This window comes from Bacillus cereus group sp. RP32 (assembly GCF_040459735.1).
In the GTDB taxonomy this organism is placed as follows: domain Bacteria; phylum Bacillota; class Bacilli; order Bacillales; family Bacillaceae_G; genus Bacillus_A; species Bacillus_A wiedmannii.
On the sequence record NZ_JARVHO010000001.1, the window covers coordinates 3,984,922 to 4,001,721 of the forward strand.

Below are 16,800 nucleotides of genomic sequence, written 5' to 3' on the forward strand. Positions count from 1 at the left end.
ACGGAGATTTCTCCGTCGTTTTATTATGCAAACATTTTAAATACGCCTATCGCATTTAAAAATACAATAATTACAGTTACTGGAATAACATAACGAAGCAAGAAGAACCAAATATTAAATAATGTTTTCCCTTTCGTTTCCGTAACTTCTAATTCTTTCATTAACATTTCTTTACTCATTTTATTTGGTACGAATAGTGAAATGGCTAGTACTCCGAGCGGCAGTAATACATTACTTACCGAAAAATCGACGAAATCAAAAAATGTCTTACCAAATATTTTCACATCACTCATAATTCCAAATGATAATGCTGACGGGATTCCAACTGCAAAAATAAGAATACCAATTAATAATGATGCTGACGGACGCTTTTTCTCATTATCTTTCGCAACAGATGCTACTACAATTTCAAGCATGGAAATAGCAGATGTTAACGTTGCAAAGAAAAATAAAACTAAAAACATAATGAAGAAAAATTGTCCAAATGGTATTTTCGCAAATACTGCTGGAAGGACGATAAACAGTAGTCCTGGTCCTTCAGTCGGCTTAACGCCTAATGCGAAAATCGCCGGGAAAATTGCTAATCCTGCAAGTACTGTAATAAAAACAGTTAAACTTACAATAGATGTTGCTGATTTCGCCAAATGTTCTTCTTTCTTCAAATACGAACTATACGTGACCATTACTGAGGCACCTACTGTTAGTGAGAAGAACGATTGTCCCATCGCGTATAAAATCGTATCTGCTGTCAGCTTTGAAAAATCTGGTTTCAAGAAGAACTCTACCCCAGCAAAAGCACCATCAAGTGTTAAAGCACGAACTATGATTGCAATAAACAAAATAAATAATAGCGGCATCATATACTTACTTGCCTTTTCTATTCCTTTCTCTACACCTTTACTTACTACAAAAATAGTACAAAGCATAAAGATAAATTGCGCTCCAATCGCACTTACTGGATCTGAAATCGTTTCACCAAACAATTTTCCATAATCAACAACACCATTCCAGAAGCTTCCTGTAACACTATAGTATAAGTACAGTAAAATCCATCCACCTACAACACTATAGAAAGAGAGTACACTAAAACAAGTTACAACTCCCATACGACCAATCCAAGGATATACTTTACTATTTGGTACTAGTACTTTATAAGCTGTAACCGCCTCTTTTTGAGTGCTACGTCCAATAACAAACTCCGCTAATAGTAAAGGCATACCTATAAATAAAGTTAATAGTAAAAATACAAGGAAGAATGCGCCTCCCCCACCATTACCTGCAACATATGGAAATTTCCATATGGCACCAAGACCTACTGCGGCTCCGGCTGCTGCGAGTACAAAGCCTATTTTCGACGTCCATTGCTGTGTTTCTTTCATCATAATTTCTCCTTTTCTGAATATTTAAACTTTTGTCAATTATACACTTTCATTTCATACTCGCACACCTCCTTTAGAAAATAAAAAAGTCCCCTACACGCAAATATGCATGTAGAGGACGATATATGTAATGTAAATACCGTGGTACCACCTCAATTGGATTGATAAATCCCACTTGTTCAAGTACAGGAAAATTCCGATACTCTATCCTTTTAACGGCGGAACCCGGGTTGCCTACTACAATGTTCAACATACCTCTCGCAAGCCCATTCTGTATATTTTATCGTACCGGGCTCACACCTTCCCCCAGCTCTCTGAACGTATCAAATATACATACTCTTCTTGCTCATCGATTTCATCTATTGAAGTTACTTGTGATTATAAATTATATTTTTATAGTTGTAAAGTACAATTTATTCATTATCCTATATGAACTCTTCTCTCTAATTCTTGTAAAAACAATTCTCTTTTTTGTTCATTTTGAACATATACCGACTTTAATACTTCTTGCAACAATATATTTCTCTCTCTTTTCTCTATTTGTAGTTCTTTCACTTTTATTCTAACTTCGGATAAAAAATCAAGATACGATTCATACGCCTCATCATATTTATTTGCGATATCATCACGAATTTTTTTTGCAAGTTTCGGACTCGCTCCTCCGGTAGAAACAGCCACATTCAATAATCCACGATGAATTGCCGCTGGAAAATGAACATTACCACTTTCCAGGTTCGTAATAACATTTACTAACTGATTTTCTGCGCTATCTTCAGCAACTTGTTCATTTAATACGGCATCACTACTCGCTGCAACGACTAAAAAAGCACCTTTAATGTCACTTTTTCCATACTCCCTTTGATACCAACGAATTTTCTTTTCTTCCACAAGTTTCACTAAATTCGCATCCAATTCAGGACTTACCACAACTATATCCGCACCTTGTTTTAGTAAAGGAATAATTTTGAATCCCGCGACTTTTCCTCCACCAATGACAACAACACGTTTCTTCTCAACTCGCACTGTAAGTGGATACATATTGATCTCCCTTCAATAATTTCTTCGTTTTCTGAATTAACATATATTGAAATGCTTCATTCTTTCCTAAATACGGACTTATTTTTATCTCATCCAACTCATATTGGCGCACTTCTTTTTCAATATGTTTCATAAGTAAACCTGTAAATAATAAGTAAGGCAGTACAACGATATTCTTTTCTTTTCGTTCAACAACTTCCTTTAACTTCTCCTCAAATTTCGGCTCGGCAGCCGCTAAATAACAAACCTCTACTTTTTTAATTTTCTCTTCATGTTGAAATAAAGAAGCAATCCAGTTTATATCTCTTAATACTTCAGGATCACTACTCCCTCTTGCTACGAGAAGTAGCGTCACTTCATTCTTATCTTCCTGTTCAATGCCACTTCCACTATACACCGATTTCACAAGTGTTTCTGATACACCAAACGGGTTACCGTAGGTCACTTTAACATTCGAAAATTGATTATTTAACTTTTCCAATTCAAACGGTATATCTTTTTTCACATGACCTGCCGCTAATAAAAAAACTGGAATAACAATAATCTCTGTAGCACCACGCTTCACACATGTACGGAACCCTTCATTAATCGTTGGGCTCGCTAACTCTAAAAAACAAACTTCTTGAATACTTGCCTCTACACGGTTCATGCATGACGTAATAAATGCAACCGCTTCTTCTTTAGCTGCTTTCAAACGACTTCCATGGCATATATATAAGATGGCTTTCATTTATAACACTCCACTTACTTGATAGGTACTTTCTGTCTGTTTCTCAAACCAATGGATTTTTTCTCGAAAACGGACCACTTCTCCAATTACAATCATGCTCGGATTTTGAATTTGTTCTTTTTTTGCAACATCCACAATTGTTCCTAACGTCCCAACAACTGTGCGCTGCATTGATGTCGTTCCCCGTTCAATAATAGCAGCAGGTGTACTTTTGTCTTTTCCATGCTTCATCAGTTGTTCACATATGTAGGGTAAATTGCTAACCCCCATATATACAGCTAAAGTCTCTACACTTTTCGCTAAATTTTCCCACTTCACTTCTTCTTCAGCCCCTTCTTTCCTATGCCCTGTCACAATAGCAAAACTTGCACTTGCATCACGATGTGTCACTGGAATGCCAGCATAAGCAGGAGCAGCTATCCCAGCTGAAATACCAGGAACGATTTCAAATGGTACACCTTGCTTTGCTAACGCTTCAGCTTCTTCTCCTCCTCTACCAAATACAAATGGATCGCCGCCCTTAAGCCTCGTTACAACTTTTCCTTTTTTCGCATATTTAATAAGAAACGTGTTAATCGTCTCTTGCTTCATCGTGTGATAATTTGGTAGTTTTCCGCAATAAATTAAATCCGCTTCAGGCTTTGCATGGGAAAGCAACTCTTTATTCACGAGACGGTCGTATAAAATAACATCTGCCTTCTCAATACATTTCAACCCTTTCACAGTAATTAAATCTGGATCACCAGGACCTGCACCAACGATATAAACCTTCCCCATCATCTCTCCTCATTTCTACTATTAAAGTGAAACTTCCATCCTTATATACGAATGGAAGTTTTCATTATTTCGTATTACCTTTTTCCTACTCATGAATAACAAATGCTGCACCTTTTCGAATCTTCTTTTTTTCAAATAGAGAAATCTCCTTTACTTCTGGTAACGGTAAAAAATGCTTTTCAAGTTCTATCTCCGCGAGCTTAAATGCCTGTTCTTCACTTTGAGCAACAACAACAATCGGAACAATACTATTTACTAACACAGCTTCAAATCGATATAAATCCATATTGTCCCTCCTAAGACGCTATTACTTCTTCTAGCACGTTATTTAACGCTATTTGTAATGTCTCTACACCAACACGGCCGACAAAATCATAAAACGTTTCAGCTGGTAATTTATTCTCTTTGAAATAGCTTATAAATGATGCAAGTACATCAGGTAGATCCTCACCATCTATTTTCCCTTTTAACTTTTGGTTATAAGCACCGCCATCTAACAGCGTTCCACCTACGTATATTTCAAATGCTTCAACAATTCCTTTTTCCTTCGTTTTCATTTTCACCCCTTGCAATCCAATGTCAGCAATTTGACGTTGCCCACATGAATTCGGGCATCCTACCATATGAATACGAACTGGAACATCGAGCGCAATTTGTGTATCTAAGTACTCTGCGATTTTGCGTAATCTTTCTTTCGTTTCTACTAAAGCAAGATTGCAATACTCAATACCGGTACAGGAAACCGCATGACCAATAAATGATTTAGGACTTGCTGATATGGCTTTAAACAACGGCTCATTTAGTAAACCTGTTACATTTTCTGGCGGAAGATTCGGAATAATGAAGTTTTGCGAATTACATGTACGAATCTGTCCATTTCCATACTGCTTAGCAATTCTTGCAATCTCAAACATTTCTTCTGCATGTAGACGTCCTACCGGCACATTAAAACCTACATATTTTAGTCCATCTTGTTTTTGATCTTGAACACCATAAAAGTATCCCGCATTCCATCCTTTGAGAGCACTTTCTCCTTTACTTTGCAATGGTCCTATATACTCTATTAGTTTCTCTTTAAATTTCTCTGCTCCCCAGTCTGCAACTAGAAATTTCAAACGGGCTAAATGACGTTTTTCACGGTATCCAAAATCACGGAATATCGTAGCAATCGCAATTGCTACCGCCTTCACTTCTTCTGGTAAAACGAATACATCTAATTCATCAGCTAAATATGGACGGGCTGATAATCCACCGCCTACTTTTATATGAAAACCAACTTTTTTCTCACCATCTATCTCTTTCGTTGCAGGTGTAAATGCAACACAGTTAATCTCTGCGTTTGCTGAATTATAAATGTTAGAACTAATAGACATTTTAAATTTACGCGGTAAGTTAGAAAACTCTTCATTATGTTGGAAATAATCATATACCTCTTTCACAATACCCGTTGTATCAAACAGTTCATTTGCATCAATACCAGCAAGTGGATTCCCTGTAATATTACGCGTTATATCACCACACGCCCCCGCTGAAGATAACCCAACTCTTGCTAATCTTTTAAAAATATCTGGAATTTGATGAATTTCTAACCAATGAAACTGAATCGCCTGTCTTGTCGTAATATCTATTACGTCACGCCCATAATCCTCAGCGATAGAAGCAAGCACTTCTGCCTGTGCATTCGTAATAATCCCTGAAGGTATATTTACACGCATCATAAAATATCCAGCTTCTTTCGGTCTTTGTAAATATAACCCTGCCCATTTGAATGCGTCCCACTCTTCTTTCGGAATAGATTCGAAGCCATTTTCTGCATAGTAAGGAATATCATTAAAGATTTCCAATCCATCTTTTTTCAATTTATTTTTCTCAGTCTGATTTAATTTTTCATTGTTAGCCCATACTTTTTCATAACTCATTTTTTATCCCCCTATATAAAACTACGCTCTTGTAAGTACTTCACGATTTGTTCTGCACATTCTTCAATAGAATACTTGTGCGTTTCTACAATTAACTCTACTTTCTCTGGCTCCTCATACGGTGAATCAACACCAGTAAACTCTTTAATATCACCCTGTCTTGCCTTTTTGTATAATCCTTTTGGATCACGTTTTTCACACTCTTCAATTGGACATTTTACAAACACTTCTATAAACTCATCTGCTGCTAATAGATCTCTAACTTGTTTTCGGTCTACTCGAAACGGTGAAATAAACGCTGTAAGAACAACAGTACCTTGATCTACAAATAACTTCGCCACTTCACCAATCCGTCTTATATTTTCCATACGATCACTTTCAGAAAAACCTAAGTCTTTATTTAAACCGTGGCGTACATTATCTCCATCTAATACATAGTTTCCAATATTCTTTTCAAATAGTTTACGAGCAACCGCGTTCGCCACCGTAGATTTACCTGAAGCTGATAGACCAGTAAACCAAACTACAAAACTATGATGCCCATTTCTTACTCTTCTCTCATCTTTTGAAACAGATGCTGTATGCCAAGTAATATTCGTATCCATGTCATTCTCTCCCTATTCTGTTACTACTTCTTTTTTCAAACCTTTAATTAGCACTTCCACTACTTCTTTACGACTAAATGTACTCGGCGGAACCTCACCGTTTCTTAATAGTTCTCTTACTTTCGTACCTGATAAAATGACATGATCCTCTTTTCCGTGTGGGCATGTTTTCGTCGAAGCCATCGCTTCACACTTCGTGCAGTAAAAACTATGTTCAAAAAATAATGGTGTAATCCCTAACTCTTCCACTGTAAAGTTTGTAAAAATTTCTTGTGCTTCATAAGTCCCGTAATAATCTCCTACTCCTGCATGATCACGCCCTACGATAAAGTGGGTGCATCCAAAATTCTTTCTGACTATTGCATGGAATATCGCTTCCCTCGGTCCTGCGTAACGCATTGCTGCAGGAAATACGCCTAAAAAGACACGATCTTTCGGATAATAGTTTTGAAGTAATACTTCATAGCTTTCCATCCTTACATCAGCAGGAATATCGTCCGATTTCGTTTCCCCAACGAGTGGATTTAAAAAGAGACCATCTACAATTTCAAGGGCAGATTTTTGAATGTATTCATGGGCACGATGTACCGGATTTCTCGTTTGAAATCCAACCACTGTTTTCCAACCACGTTTTTTAAATTCTTCTCTCGTTTCAATTGGATCTAAATGATAAGAAGGAAACGGATTATTTTCAAAGCGTTTTGTAAGAATAATAGCTCCCCCGACATAAACGTTCGGTCGTTCATATAATTTTTTCACTCCTGGATGAGCCTCATCCGTCGTTTTATACACAAGTAACGCTTCTTTTTCCTTGTCAGGCACAAAAATATCTTCTATTTGAATGACACCATATACATTTTCAGCATTAACAAGTTTTACTTCCTCTCCAGCCTTTAGACTCTCTGCTACTTCTTCTGTTACTGGTAATGTAATCGGTATACTCCATATGCTCCCGTTTGCTAAGCGAAGCGTTTCTACGACCGAATCATAATCTTTCTTTCCTAAAAAACCAGTAAGTGGGCTATATCCCCCTGTCGCTAATAGCTCTAAATCACTTAACGCAATGTTGTCTAGTTCAATTTCTTTTTCGATTTGTGATACGTCGTAAGTCTCGTCTATACGATTTATTAATTCGTTTCTTGTACTCATTTTCTATTTCCTCTCTTAGCTTTATTTTCAAATTCATCTTATTGGTAATGAAGACCACATTCTGTTTTCACTTTCCCAGACCACCTACCATCTCTCGAATCGCCACCCTCACCTACAGGTAACGTACACTTCTCACACCCAATACTTGGATATCCAACATCATGCAGCGGGTTATACGGTAAGCTATGTTTGTATACATATCGCCACACTTCTTTCCACGTCCAATGAATGAGTGGACAAACTTTAATAGATTGAAAGCGATGATCTTGATTTATAAACTTTGTATGCTTACGTGTTTCTGATTGTTCCCTCCTTAAGCCCGATATCCACGCTTTTTCCGCTGCTAATGATTTTTCTAACGGTAAAATTTTTCTAATTTTACAACAAAGATTCGGATTACTTTCCCATAATTTCTCACCATGCAACTTCGCTTGTTCATCAAGCGTAAGTTCCGGCTGTTTTTCTATAATATTTAATGAAGGAAATCGTTTCCGCACTTTTTGAATTAATTCATACGTTTCTTGAAAATGAACATTCGTATCTAAAAATACAACTTTAGCAGATGGATTTACTTGGTTTATAAGATGCAGCAATACCATCCCTTCCACTCCGAAGCTACATGCGTATACAATTTCACTTTTATATTCTTTATAAGCCCAACTTAATACAGATAGCGCGCCTTTCGTTTCATCTTCTTCTGAAAATGAAACATTATTTTCTTCCCACGTTTCATACGTCAACATGTTCTTTCCCCCTGTAAAAGCAAAAAGACGGTTTTAACCTAATATAATAGGTTAAAACCGCCTCTAGTTTTTCTAGTCAGCGCTTTTTACTTTAAACGTACCTTTTCACTTTTCTCTAATTGAATGACTTTCCCATCTTGCACAACAATTGTAATTGAACCATATTTCATATCAGCAAGCATCGCTTGAATTTTCTCAGATACTTCCTCAAAATGTTCCCGTACGTTCACGCGAACAGCCCCCCTTTTTATTCATAAAAAAAATCTTTCCCATTTCGAAAAGACTGTTCGGTAATATATTTTACCTTATCTTTCAAAATGGATTCCATTTTGCTGGATTTAGCACCTTGCTTTCTATAAGCAGGTTGCCGAGCTTCTTCGGGCCAGTTCCCTCCGCTTCTCTTGATAAGCTTTGTATTTGTATTTTATCACAATTCTGATTTTTTTCAATCCTAGTTTTCCGATATATTTTAATTATTTTGTTTTATAAAAAAGGAATTGCCCATCCGAACAACTCCTTTTTCCCATTCACACAAGTTCTTTAATACGTATGCGATCGTTCCCAATAATATTTTCATATGTTTCACGCTCTACAACAATTTGTGATGTGCCGCCTTTCGCGAAGACGACAGCTGGTCTACGAATCCGATTATAATTATTCGCCATCGAGTATCCATATGCCCCTGTACAAGAAATTGCTAATAAATCGGCTGAAGCAACTTTCGGTAGAGTGATATCCCAAATTAACATATCTCCACTCTCACAGCACTTCCCAGCAATCGAGACAAGTTCCTCATTCTCATCATTCCCTCGATTCGCTAACATCGCTTCATAACGAGCGTTATATAAAGCAGGTCTTAAATTATCAGTCATCCCACCATCCACTGATACATATTTCCGAATACCAGGAATGTCTTTCACAGATCCGACTGTATAAATTGTCGTTCCAGCATCCCCTACAATACTACGGCCTGGTTCAACCCATATTTCTGGCAGGGGATAATTACATACTGTAAATTGTTCCCTCACAGCACTTGTTACAGCTCGCACATATGTCTCAAGAGTTAATGGTGTATCTGACTCTGTGTAGCGTATTCCGAATCCTCCGCCTACATTTAGCACTTTTACTACATAGTTTGTTCGCTCTCTCACTTGTTCTAAAAATTGACGAAGAACTTCAATCGCTCGCACAAAGCCGGCCGTTTCAAATATTTGTGATCCGATATGTGAATGAATTCCTAACACATTATAATTTGATTTTTGTAAAGCAATCTCAATCACTTGCATCGCTTGACCATTTGACACGCCAAATCCAAATTTCGAATCATCTTGGCCTGTTGTAATATATTCATGTGTGTGCGCCTCTACTCCGGGCGTTACACGAATTAATATGTTCACAAATTTCCCATGTTGCACTGCTAAATCATGCAAAATTTCTAATTCCAAGAAATTATCTACGACAAAACAACCAATATTCGCCTGAAGAGCCATCACAATTTCTTCTTCTGTTTTATTATTGCCGTGGAAATGAATGCGTGATGCCGGAAATCCTGCTTGCAGCGCAGTATATAATTCTCCTCCAGAAACAACATCTAATGACATATTCTCTTCACGAGCCACTCGGCACATCTCCATGCACAAGAACGCCTTGCTTGCATATGCTACTTGATAAGAGAAACCACTTTCTTTAAACGCACGATGAAACGCGCGGCACTTTCCTCGAATTGACTCTTCATCGTATACATAAAGTGGTGTTCCGTATTGTTTTGCTAGCTGCGTCGTATCGCACCCTCCAATTTCTAAGTGTCCTTGCCCATTGATTCGGCTCGTGCCGTGTAAATACATTTGAATTCCTCCCTTATTTCCTCTAAAACTCATAACCCCAATCTTCTATTCATTGCAGCACGCTTTTAGATAGACAAAAAACGCGCGGAACAATGTTCACACGCGTTTCTTATTAGGAAAAATATATATTGAAAAAATAAACGAGTTGTTATCTCCTCAAAATAAGAAACCGCATCAACATCTCCAAATAGCTCTCCATAAAATAAATATTATGACAGTACTACATTTATTCAATGCAGTCCCAATATATGAATAAGATGGTTATTCTTATATTTCGGCAATAGTCCCTTTCAACCTATGATCACAGATTCCATTAAATCTCCCATAGCTTACTCTTTCCTATCGCGGCCTCTACCTTTGAGAGTAGATGAGGTAAGTCTATTTAATTTTCAAACATCTAATTGTTGCTATTAACAATACCAAAGGACCATTTTATTTGTCAAACAATTTTTTATATTGTTTTTTTACAGTTTAATTTCGTATCATTTGGTAAGCGCTTTACTGAAATCTTTGACACTTCCCATTCGCCTTCTTCATTATTAAATGTAATCGTTACCTTCTCAAATGGTGGAGCAATTTTCCCAGCAACTCGTTCATACTTCGTTACTTCAATACTTGCTTGAAATAAATATGTACCGCTATACACTTTTTTTAAACTAATAATTTTAGGACATTGATAAGGCTTCAAGCTCCCATATTGTTTTTCAATTGCTTTATTTATTTTCGGAAATAAAACAGAATAAAGGGCATCTTCCATAAGAGGTGCATCATATTGGGCTACCGACACACTCGGTGAAGCAAAAAGTATAACACTACTGCATACTATAAAATATAATAATTTTCGCATTATAACCTCCGTATTATTACACGATTCTTTCTGCGCACGATAATTATCATACATAGAAACTCCGTTTTATTGTCTCCCACTGCCCTTTTTCTACTCATTTATTATAAAAAAGTCCACAACTCTCTTTTATTTTCGTATAATGATACTCATAGTATAATAAACATAATAACAAAGGACTGTTCGTATATATAAAATGAGGCGCTAATCAAACCGGCTCACAAGAACTGTCATGCTTTTTAGGAGAGGAGTATATTATGCTACAACGTCTGTTTCCAAAACTGCGATTTGCACTCGTTGCAGTCGTTTTATTATGGATAAAAACATATATTGTGTACAAGCTAGCATTTGATATTAAAATTGATAACTTCTTTGAAGAATTTATGCTTTTTATTAATCCACTAGCTGCGTTACTTTTATTTTTCGGTTTTGCTTTACTTGCATCTAAACATCGAAACCGCATTATAGTTGGAATCAGTTTTATACTGTCCTTTATTTTATTTGGAAATGCAATGTTTTATGGGTTTTATAACGATTTCGTTACGTTCCCAGTTTTATTTCAAACAAATAATATGGCTGATTTAGGGACAAGTATAAAAGAACTCTTTACGTACAAAACATTACTTTTATTTGCAGATGCAATTATTTTAATGTTTCTTTCACGTAAATTCCCAGCATTTTGCGACAAGACGCCACTTTCTCGCTCTGAGAAGCGAACTTTCTTTAGCGGTGTAACAGCTCTATTAGCATTACAAATTGTCGTTTCAGTTATTTATAAGCCACAAATGTTCTCACGCTCATTTGATCGTCAAACTGTCGTGAAAAATTTAGGTTTATACACATATCATCTATTTGATATTACACTTCAATCTAAATCTTCGGCTGAACGTGTATTTGCAAGTGGTGACGGATTCTCTGAAATTAAAAACTATACAGACTCAAAAGATAAGCAAGTTGATAAAAACTTATTTGGAGCTGCAAAAGGTAAAAATGTAATTTTGATTTCAATGGAATCTACACAAAGTTTTGTTATTAATAAAAAAATAAATGGAAAAGAAATTACTCCATTTTTAAATGAATTTATTAAAGATAGTTTTTATTTCGATAACTTCTATCATCAAACGGGACAAGGTAAAACTTCTGATGCTGAATTTATCGTTGAAAATTCGCTTTATCCGTTAGACCGCGGTTCTGTATTCTTTACTCACGCAACAAATGAATATACAGCTACACCAGAACAATTAAAAAAATACGGATATTCTTCTGCTGTCTTCCATTCAAACGATAAAACGTTTTGGAATCGTGATGTAATGTATCCTGCACTTGGATATGATCGTTACTTTAATTTAAATGATTACGTAGGCACAGAACAAATGTCTGTCGGTTGGGGATTAAAAGATAAAGGGTTCTTTGAACAATCGATTCCAAAGCTAAAATCTTTACCACAACCGTTCTATACAAAATTTATTACTTTAACAAATCATTTTCCATTTCTTCTAAATCCAGAAGATCAATATGTTGATGAGTTTAATTCGGAAAGTGGTGTTGTAAACCGCTACTTCCCAACCGTTCGTTACACGGATGAAGCTCTTAAACTATTTATTAAACAATTAAAAGAGGAAGGACTGTATGATAATTCCATTATTGTCATTTATGGAGATCATTACGGTATTTCTGAAAACCATAATGCAGCTATGGCTCAGTTCCTTGGTAAAGACGCTATTACACCGTTTGATTCTATGCAATTACAACGCGTCCCTCTCATTATTCATGTACCTGGTCAAGAAGGAAAAGTCATTTCTAAAGTATCTGGTCAAATTGATATTAAACCAACGCTACTTCATTTACTTGGTATTAAAACAAATCAATCAGTTGAATTTGGAACTGACCTATTTATTAAAGAAGAAGATCCACTTATGGTAATGCGTGATGGTAGCTTCGTTTCGGAAAACTATGTTTATACAAAAAACATGTGCTATAAACGAAATACAGGTGAAGAAGCGGACATTTCATTATGTCAACCAAATATTGAAAAAGCAAAAACTGAATTGAAACTCTCCGACAAACTCATTTATGGAGACTTATTACGTTTCGACCCTAACAATCGTTATAAAACCGGAACAATGACAACGAAATTTGAATAGCGCCAGAAGCAACTTTTATAAAAGTTGCTTCTTTTTTTACTTATTTTTCAAATCATTCCGCTATGAAATCTTTCACAAATTGGGAATTTTTTTCGTATGAGGAAGAAATTTATGGTATGATAAAATAAGTAAAATTTCATAAACTAATTAAGAATTTATTACAGAAAGCAAGGGATCAGATTTTGTATAGAGCAGCTATTCCAAACTTATTTACGCTCGGAAATTTATATAGTGGATTCTTGTCAATCGGCTATGCATCTTTAGGATATTATAAATCAGCTGCTATTTTAGTACTTATCGGGATGATGTTAGATAGTCTTGATGGACGTGTTGCTCGTTTATTACGTGTTGATTCACAAATGGGAAAAGAGCTTGACTCGCTGGCGGATGTCGTAACATTTGGTGCAGCACCTGCTGTTCTCATGTATTACACATCTTTCTCCAATTACGGAATCATCGGACTATACATAGCGGGATTATTCCCTCTTTTCGGAGCATACCGTTTAGCACGATTTAATGTAACACCATCTTCTACTTCAATGAAATATTTCACTGGCGTACCGATTACAGCAGCGGGAGGGCTTGTTGCTTTCTTAACATTATTTTCACATACCATTCCAAAAATCGTTCTTATTACAGTATTTGTAACGTTCGCATTTTTAATGGTGAGCCGCATTCGTATCCCAAGTTTAAAAGATGTACCAATTCCACGATATAGTATCATTATTACACTATTTTTAGTTGGAATCATTATAACAATGTACCAAACAGGGTTCGGTAATTTTTCTGTTTTCTTATTCATTGCTATTCCACTATATATTTTGTATATGCTATCTCAATTTCTTAGACAAAGACCATCTAAAAGAGCAAATAAAGAAAAATAAGAAACCTTCCGGAATCGGAAGGTTTCTTTTTATTTTGTAACTACTACTTTTTGATTTACAGGTGTTACAGGCTCTTCCCCTTTTAATACGGCTAAAATATTTCTTACTGCCATTTCAGCCATCGCATCACGAGTTTCGAACGTTGCATTTCCTACGTGAGGAGCAAGTACTACATTCTTTAATCCTTTTAGCTCTTCTGTAATTTTCGGTTCAAATTCAAATACGTCAAGAGCTGCTCCTTCAATTTCATTCGTTTTTAATGCATGAGCAAGTGCCGCTTCATTCATAATTGGTCCACGTGAAGCATTTACAATATACGCTGTTTTCTTCATCATTTTAAACTGTTCATCATCAATCATATGATGCAATTTCGGATTATAAGCACAATTAATTGTAATAAAGTCTGCTGTTTGTAATAATTCTTCCAATGTTACATATGTTGCTTCCAGTTCACTTTCAGCTTCAGGCTTTCGATTTGGACCTGTATATAAAACATTCATTCCAAACGCTTTCGCACGCTTTGCAACTGCCTTTCCGATTTCTCCAAGCCCAATAATTCCAATTGTTTTACCATGTACTTCACGGCCTAAGAAAAATAATGGCGCCCATCCATTAAATCCAGTTGTACGACATAATGTATCGCCTTCAGGAATTCTACGTGCAGCTGCTAAAAGAAGTGCAAATGTTAATTCTGCTGTCGCTTCAGTTGATACTTTCGGTGTATTCGTTACCGCAATCCCTTTTTCTCCGGCATACGAGTAATCAATATTATCGTAACCAGCACCGTAGTTTGCAACAATCTTCAAATTAGGTGCCGCATCAATAACTTCTTTTGTCACCTTTGTAGAAAGTAGACTTAACAATGCATCTTTATCTTTTACACGATCTGTTAATTCATCTAAAGAAATTAACGCATCTTTATCGTACATTTCTACATCATGATCCTTTAATAGTTCTAATCCGATTGCTGGAATTTTCCCTGCTACTAATATTTTTGCCACTACTAACACCTCTTCTATAAAAAATAAGATATCTCTTATCTTTCATTGTAAGAAATCCACATATAAAAACCAAGGAATTTGATTATAGTTTTGAAAATCGACACTTTTCCACAAAAAAAGAGGAGATGCAAGTCTCCCCTCTTCTTATGCCTTTTCTTGCGATTGTTTTCCAAGCTTCACATCGATCGTTCCTTCTGCAACTGTATCACTAATTTGTTCCTCAATAACGGATTGAGATGTAGCATTCGTTTCAGAAGTATACGCTTGTTGCTGTGCACCTTGTACATTTTGTTTATTTTGTTGTTTCGTCATTTCTTTACCCTCCTTTTTATTCTTTCTTATTTTGAACAAAAAGGTGAATTTTCATCAAAAAATCGTGATCATTTTGAAATTGTTACTTCTTCTTCCAGTAATCGCATCGTTCTGACTCGTTTCGTAAATGTAGCTAAATGCGAAATATCATGATTGCGTAACGTCTTTATATTCTCTTCCACATATTTTCCTAAATCATGCGGATAATGAGCATCTGAGGAAAGTGTAATCGGGATCCCATGCTTAGCTAATACTTGTAAATATAGTGGACTCGGGCACATCTCGCGCACAGGGTAGCGATAGTACAACCCCGCATTTATTTCCGTTGCCGTATTAGTTTCTACTAACGCACGCGCAATTTCCGTATAATAAGAAAGTTGTTCATTCTCATCTAGCCGGTAGTTAAATACTTTTATGTTATCAAGATGAGCTATTATATCAAATAACTTAGAACGAACTGCACAATCCACCGTTTTAAAAAACGTATCATATAAAACATATAAGTCATGTTCCTTAAAATATTCTTTCGTATCTGGATTATCAAATCCCCAGCCATTAAAAAAATGAACAGAACCTATTACATAATCAAAATCCCCTAATGCGAGTAAAGATTGTAATTCTTGTTCACCACCAATAAAATAATCCGCTTCAATTCCAAGTTTAAGCGTAACACCTCTTTTACTCCATCGTTCTTTCGCCTCTTCAATTGCCTTTGTAAAATCATGTAGTGACGCTACCCTTACTTGGTCTAACCATTCCTTCTGTAAATGACCAAGCCTCGAATTACTAATATCGACATATCTTTCATAGTATTCTTTCGCTTCATAAAAACGGTATAAATGATCGACAATCCCAACTTCTTTTATACCTTTTCGCAAAGCTTCTTCTAAATATAAATCAATCCATTTCACTGTAAATGGCCCTTCTTTCACACGTCTTTGCAGGCGTTCTTGTGTTTTCACAAGCCATTCCATAGAATGTTTTTCTTCTTTAAGTGGTTCATAATGTTGCAGTGCTTCATTTATTTTAGCTAGCCATCCTATTGAATATGGCCCTTCTTCTAAATGAATGTGATAATCCACCTTCATCTACATTTCCCCCTTATAATGTATCTATTTCTCTCCTGTCTCCTACTCTCGAAAGCTTCCCATTTCTTTCTTTCACTTCCTCCATAATATCTTCTAATGGTATATTTTTTTCGGCTAATAAAACGAAGCAGTGATACATTACATCAACCATTTCTTTCACTAACTCTTCTTTATCATTATTTTTAGATGCGATAATTACTTCGGAACATTCCTCACCAATTTTCTTTAAAATTTTATCTTCCCCTTTTGAAAACAAGTAATTTGTATATGATTCAGGAAGCGGACTTCTCTTTCGTTCTTCAATTGTTTCAAATAGTAATGTAAAGGCGTTTTTCATATGTAT

General features: G+C 36.0%; 18 protein-coding genes, 2 riboswitches and 1 other annotated feature. Of the genes, 2 read left to right on the forward strand and 16 right to left on the reverse strand.

Going from position 1 to position 16,800, the window contains the following annotated elements:
* Window positions 1–23: 23 nt before the first annotated feature.
* The 12 genes from QCI46_RS20500 to QCI46_RS20555 form a co-directional block, all read right to left on the reverse strand.
* Complete coding sequence (locus QCI46_RS20500; RefSeq protein WP_353841910.1) at window positions 24–1,379, reverse strand: sodium-dependent transporter; 1,356 nt, start codon at window positions 1,377–1,379, stop codon at window positions 24–26.
* 111 nt (window positions 1,380–1,490) lie between these two features.
* Window positions 1,491–1,738, reverse strand: a binding site (T-box leader).
* 61 nt (window positions 1,739–1,799) lie between these two features.
* A complete protein-coding gene (locus QCI46_RS20505) occupies window positions 1,800–2,417 on the reverse strand; it encodes an NAD(P)-binding protein (protein WP_353841267.1) in 618 nt (205 codons plus the stop codon).
* Window positions 2,392–3,147: a sirohydrochlorin chelatase gene (locus QCI46_RS20510; protein ID WP_098199249.1), complete on the reverse strand. Its 756-nt coding sequence runs from the start codon at window positions 3,145–3,147 to the stop codon at window positions 2,392–2,394. The genes QCI46_RS20505 and QCI46_RS20510 overlap by 26 nt, the downstream gene beginning before the upstream one ends.
* Window positions 3,148–3,924, reverse strand: coding sequence for a uroporphyrinogen-III C-methyltransferase (cobA, locus tag QCI46_RS20515; RefSeq protein WP_353841911.1), 777 nt, complete (start codon window positions 3,922–3,924; stop codon window positions 3,148–3,150). It lies immediately after the preceding gene.
* Window positions 3,925–4,009: 85 nt separating this feature from the next.
* Window positions 4,010–4,210: a DUF3906 family protein gene (locus QCI46_RS20520; protein WP_000366913.1), complete on the reverse strand. Its 201-nt coding sequence runs from the start codon at window positions 4,208–4,210 to the stop codon at window positions 4,010–4,012.
* A gap of 10 nt (window positions 4,211–4,220) precedes the next feature.
* The gene (locus QCI46_RS20525) at window positions 4,221–5,843 is read right to left on the reverse strand and encodes a nitrite/sulfite reductase (protein WP_353841268.1); all 1,623 of its coding nucleotides are present in this window, start codon (window positions 5,841–5,843) and stop codon (window positions 4,221–4,223) included.
* A gap of 11 nt (window positions 5,844–5,854) precedes the next feature.
* Complete coding sequence (gene cysC / locus QCI46_RS20530) at window positions 5,855–6,448, reverse strand: adenylyl-sulfate kinase (protein WP_098068891.1); 594 nt, start codon at window positions 6,446–6,448, stop codon at window positions 5,855–5,857.
* Window positions 6,449–6,460: 12 nt separating this feature from the next.
* Window positions 6,461–7,597, reverse strand: coding sequence for a sulfate adenylyltransferase (sat, locus tag QCI46_RS20535; protein WP_088062662.1), 1,137 nt, complete (start codon window positions 7,595–7,597; stop codon window positions 6,461–6,463).
* 38 nt (window positions 7,598–7,635) lie between these two features.
* A complete protein-coding gene (locus tag QCI46_RS20540) occupies window positions 7,636–8,340 on the reverse strand; it encodes a phosphoadenylyl-sulfate reductase (RefSeq protein WP_075308704.1) in 705 nt (234 codons plus the stop codon).
* An 86-nt stretch (window positions 8,341–8,426) separates the two neighbouring features.
* On the reverse strand, window positions 8,427–8,570 hold the full coding sequence (locus QCI46_RS20545; protein ID WP_353841269.1) for a YezD family protein: 144 nt from the start codon (window positions 8,568–8,570) through the stop codon (window positions 8,427–8,429).
* A gap of 72 nt (window positions 8,571–8,642) precedes the next feature.
* Window positions 8,643–8,751, reverse strand: a riboswitch (SAM riboswitch).
* A 116-nt stretch (window positions 8,752–8,867) separates the two neighbouring features.
* A complete protein-coding gene (gene lysA / locus QCI46_RS20550; protein ID WP_000280662.1) occupies window positions 8,868–10,184 on the reverse strand; it encodes a diaminopimelate decarboxylase in 1,317 nt (438 codons plus the stop codon).
* A gap of 180 nt (window positions 10,185–10,364) precedes the next feature.
* A riboswitch (Lysine riboswitch) is annotated at window positions 10,365–10,546 on the reverse strand.
* Between the two features lie 89 nt (window positions 10,547–10,635).
* Window positions 10,636–11,031 carry a DUF3888 domain-containing protein gene (locus QCI46_RS20555; RefSeq protein ID WP_001228833.1) on the reverse strand — a complete coding sequence of 132 codons (396 nt, stop codon included), beginning with the start codon at window positions 11,029–11,031 and terminating at the stop codon, window positions 10,636–10,638.
* 254 nt (window positions 11,032–11,285) lie between these two features.
* Between QCI46_RS20555 and QCI46_RS20560 the strand changes: the two genes are divergently transcribed.
* A complete protein-coding gene (locus QCI46_RS20560) occupies window positions 11,286–13,172 on the forward strand; it encodes an LTA synthase family protein (RefSeq protein WP_098962281.1) in 1,887 nt (628 codons plus the stop codon).
* 182 nt (window positions 13,173–13,354) lie between these two features.
* Complete coding sequence (gene pssA / locus QCI46_RS20565) at window positions 13,355–14,056, forward strand: CDP-diacylglycerol--serine O-phosphatidyltransferase (RefSeq protein WP_000285422.1); 702 nt, start codon at window positions 13,355–13,357, stop codon at window positions 14,054–14,056.
* Window positions 14,057–14,085: 29 nt separating this feature from the next.
* Here pssA and QCI46_RS20570 read toward each other — a convergent pair whose 3' ends face one another.
* The 4 genes from QCI46_RS20570 to hisE all read right to left on the reverse strand — a co-directional run bounded on the left by QCI46_RS20570 (window position 14,086) and on the right by hisE (window position 16,794).
* On the reverse strand, window positions 14,086–15,057 hold the full coding sequence (locus QCI46_RS20570; RefSeq protein WP_048544909.1) for an NAD(P)-dependent oxidoreductase: 972 nt from the start codon (window positions 15,055–15,057) through the stop codon (window positions 14,086–14,088).
* A 144-nt stretch (window positions 15,058–15,201) separates the two neighbouring features.
* Window positions 15,202–15,369 (reverse strand): DUF4025 domain-containing protein, encoded by a 168-nt coding sequence (locus QCI46_RS20575; RefSeq protein ID WP_048544910.1) that lies wholly within the window; start codon window positions 15,367–15,369, stop codon window positions 15,202–15,204.
* A gap of 68 nt (window positions 15,370–15,437) precedes the next feature.
* Window positions 15,438–16,457 (reverse strand): histidinol phosphate phosphatase domain-containing protein, encoded by a 1,020-nt coding sequence (locus tag QCI46_RS20580; RefSeq protein ID WP_353841270.1) that lies wholly within the window; start codon window positions 16,455–16,457, stop codon window positions 15,438–15,440.
* Between the two features lie 13 nt (window positions 16,458–16,470).
* Window positions 16,471–16,794 carry a phosphoribosyl-ATP diphosphatase gene (gene hisE / locus QCI46_RS20585; RefSeq protein ID WP_048544914.1) on the reverse strand — a complete coding sequence of 108 codons (324 nt, stop codon included), beginning with the start codon at window positions 16,792–16,794 and terminating at the stop codon, window positions 16,471–16,473.
* Between the last annotated feature and the right edge of the window lie 6 nt (window positions 16,795–16,800).

Bases quoted from the DNA above. Each gene is read 5' to 3' on its own strand.
- QCI46_RS20510 (WP_098199249.1), bottom strand. From the start codon at position 3,147: ATGAAAGCCATCTTATATATATGCCATGGAAGTCGTTTGAAAGCAGCT.
- lysA (WP_000280662.1), bottom strand. From the start codon at position 10,184: ATGTATTTACACGGCACGAGCCGAATCAATGGGCAAGGACACTTAGAA.
- QCI46_RS20525 (WP_353841268.1), bottom strand. From the start codon at position 5,843: ATGAGTTATGAAAAAGTATGGGCTAACAATGAAAAATTAAATCAGACT.
- sat (WP_088062662.1), bottom strand. From the start codon at position 7,597: ATGAGTACAAGAAACGAATTAATAAATCGTATAGACGAGACTTACGAC.
- QCI46_RS20555 (WP_001228833.1), bottom strand. From the start codon at position 11,031: ATGCGAAAATTATTATATTTTATAGTATGCAGTAGTGTTATACTTTTT.
- QCI46_RS20560 (WP_098962281.1), top strand. From the start codon at position 11,286: ATGCTACAACGTCTGTTTCCAAAACTGCGATTTGCACTCGTTGCAGTC.
- QCI46_RS20540 (WP_075308704.1), bottom strand. From the start codon at position 8,340: ATGTTGACGTATGAAACGTGGGAAGAAAATAATGTTTCATTTTCAGAA.
- cobA (WP_353841911.1), bottom strand. From the start codon at position 3,924: ATGGGGAAGGTTTATATCGTTGGTGCAGGTCCTGGTGATCCAGATTTA.
- QCI46_RS20505 (WP_353841267.1), bottom strand. From the start codon at position 2,417: ATGTATCCACTTACAGTGCGAGTTGAGAAGAAACGTGTTGTTGTCATT.
- hisE (WP_048544914.1), bottom strand. From the start codon at position 16,794: ATGAAAAACGCCTTTACATTACTATTTGAAACAATTGAAGAACGAAAG.
- QCI46_RS20520 (WP_000366913.1), bottom strand. From the start codon at position 4,210: ATGGATTTATATCGATTTGAAGCTGTGTTAGTAAATAGTATTGTTCCG.
- QCI46_RS20580 (WP_353841270.1), bottom strand. From the start codon at position 16,457: ATGAAGGTGGATTATCACATTCATTTAGAAGAAGGGCCATATTCAATA.
- QCI46_RS20575 (WP_048544910.1), bottom strand. From the start codon at position 15,369: ATGACGAAACAACAAAATAAACAAAATGTACAAGGTGCACAGCAACAA.
- QCI46_RS20500 (WP_353841910.1), bottom strand. From the start codon at position 1,379: ATGAAAGAAACACAGCAATGGACGTCGAAAATAGGCTTTGTACTCGCA.
- cysC (WP_098068891.1), bottom strand. From the start codon at position 6,448: ATGGATACGAATATTACTTGGCATACAGCATCTGTTTCAAAAGATGAG.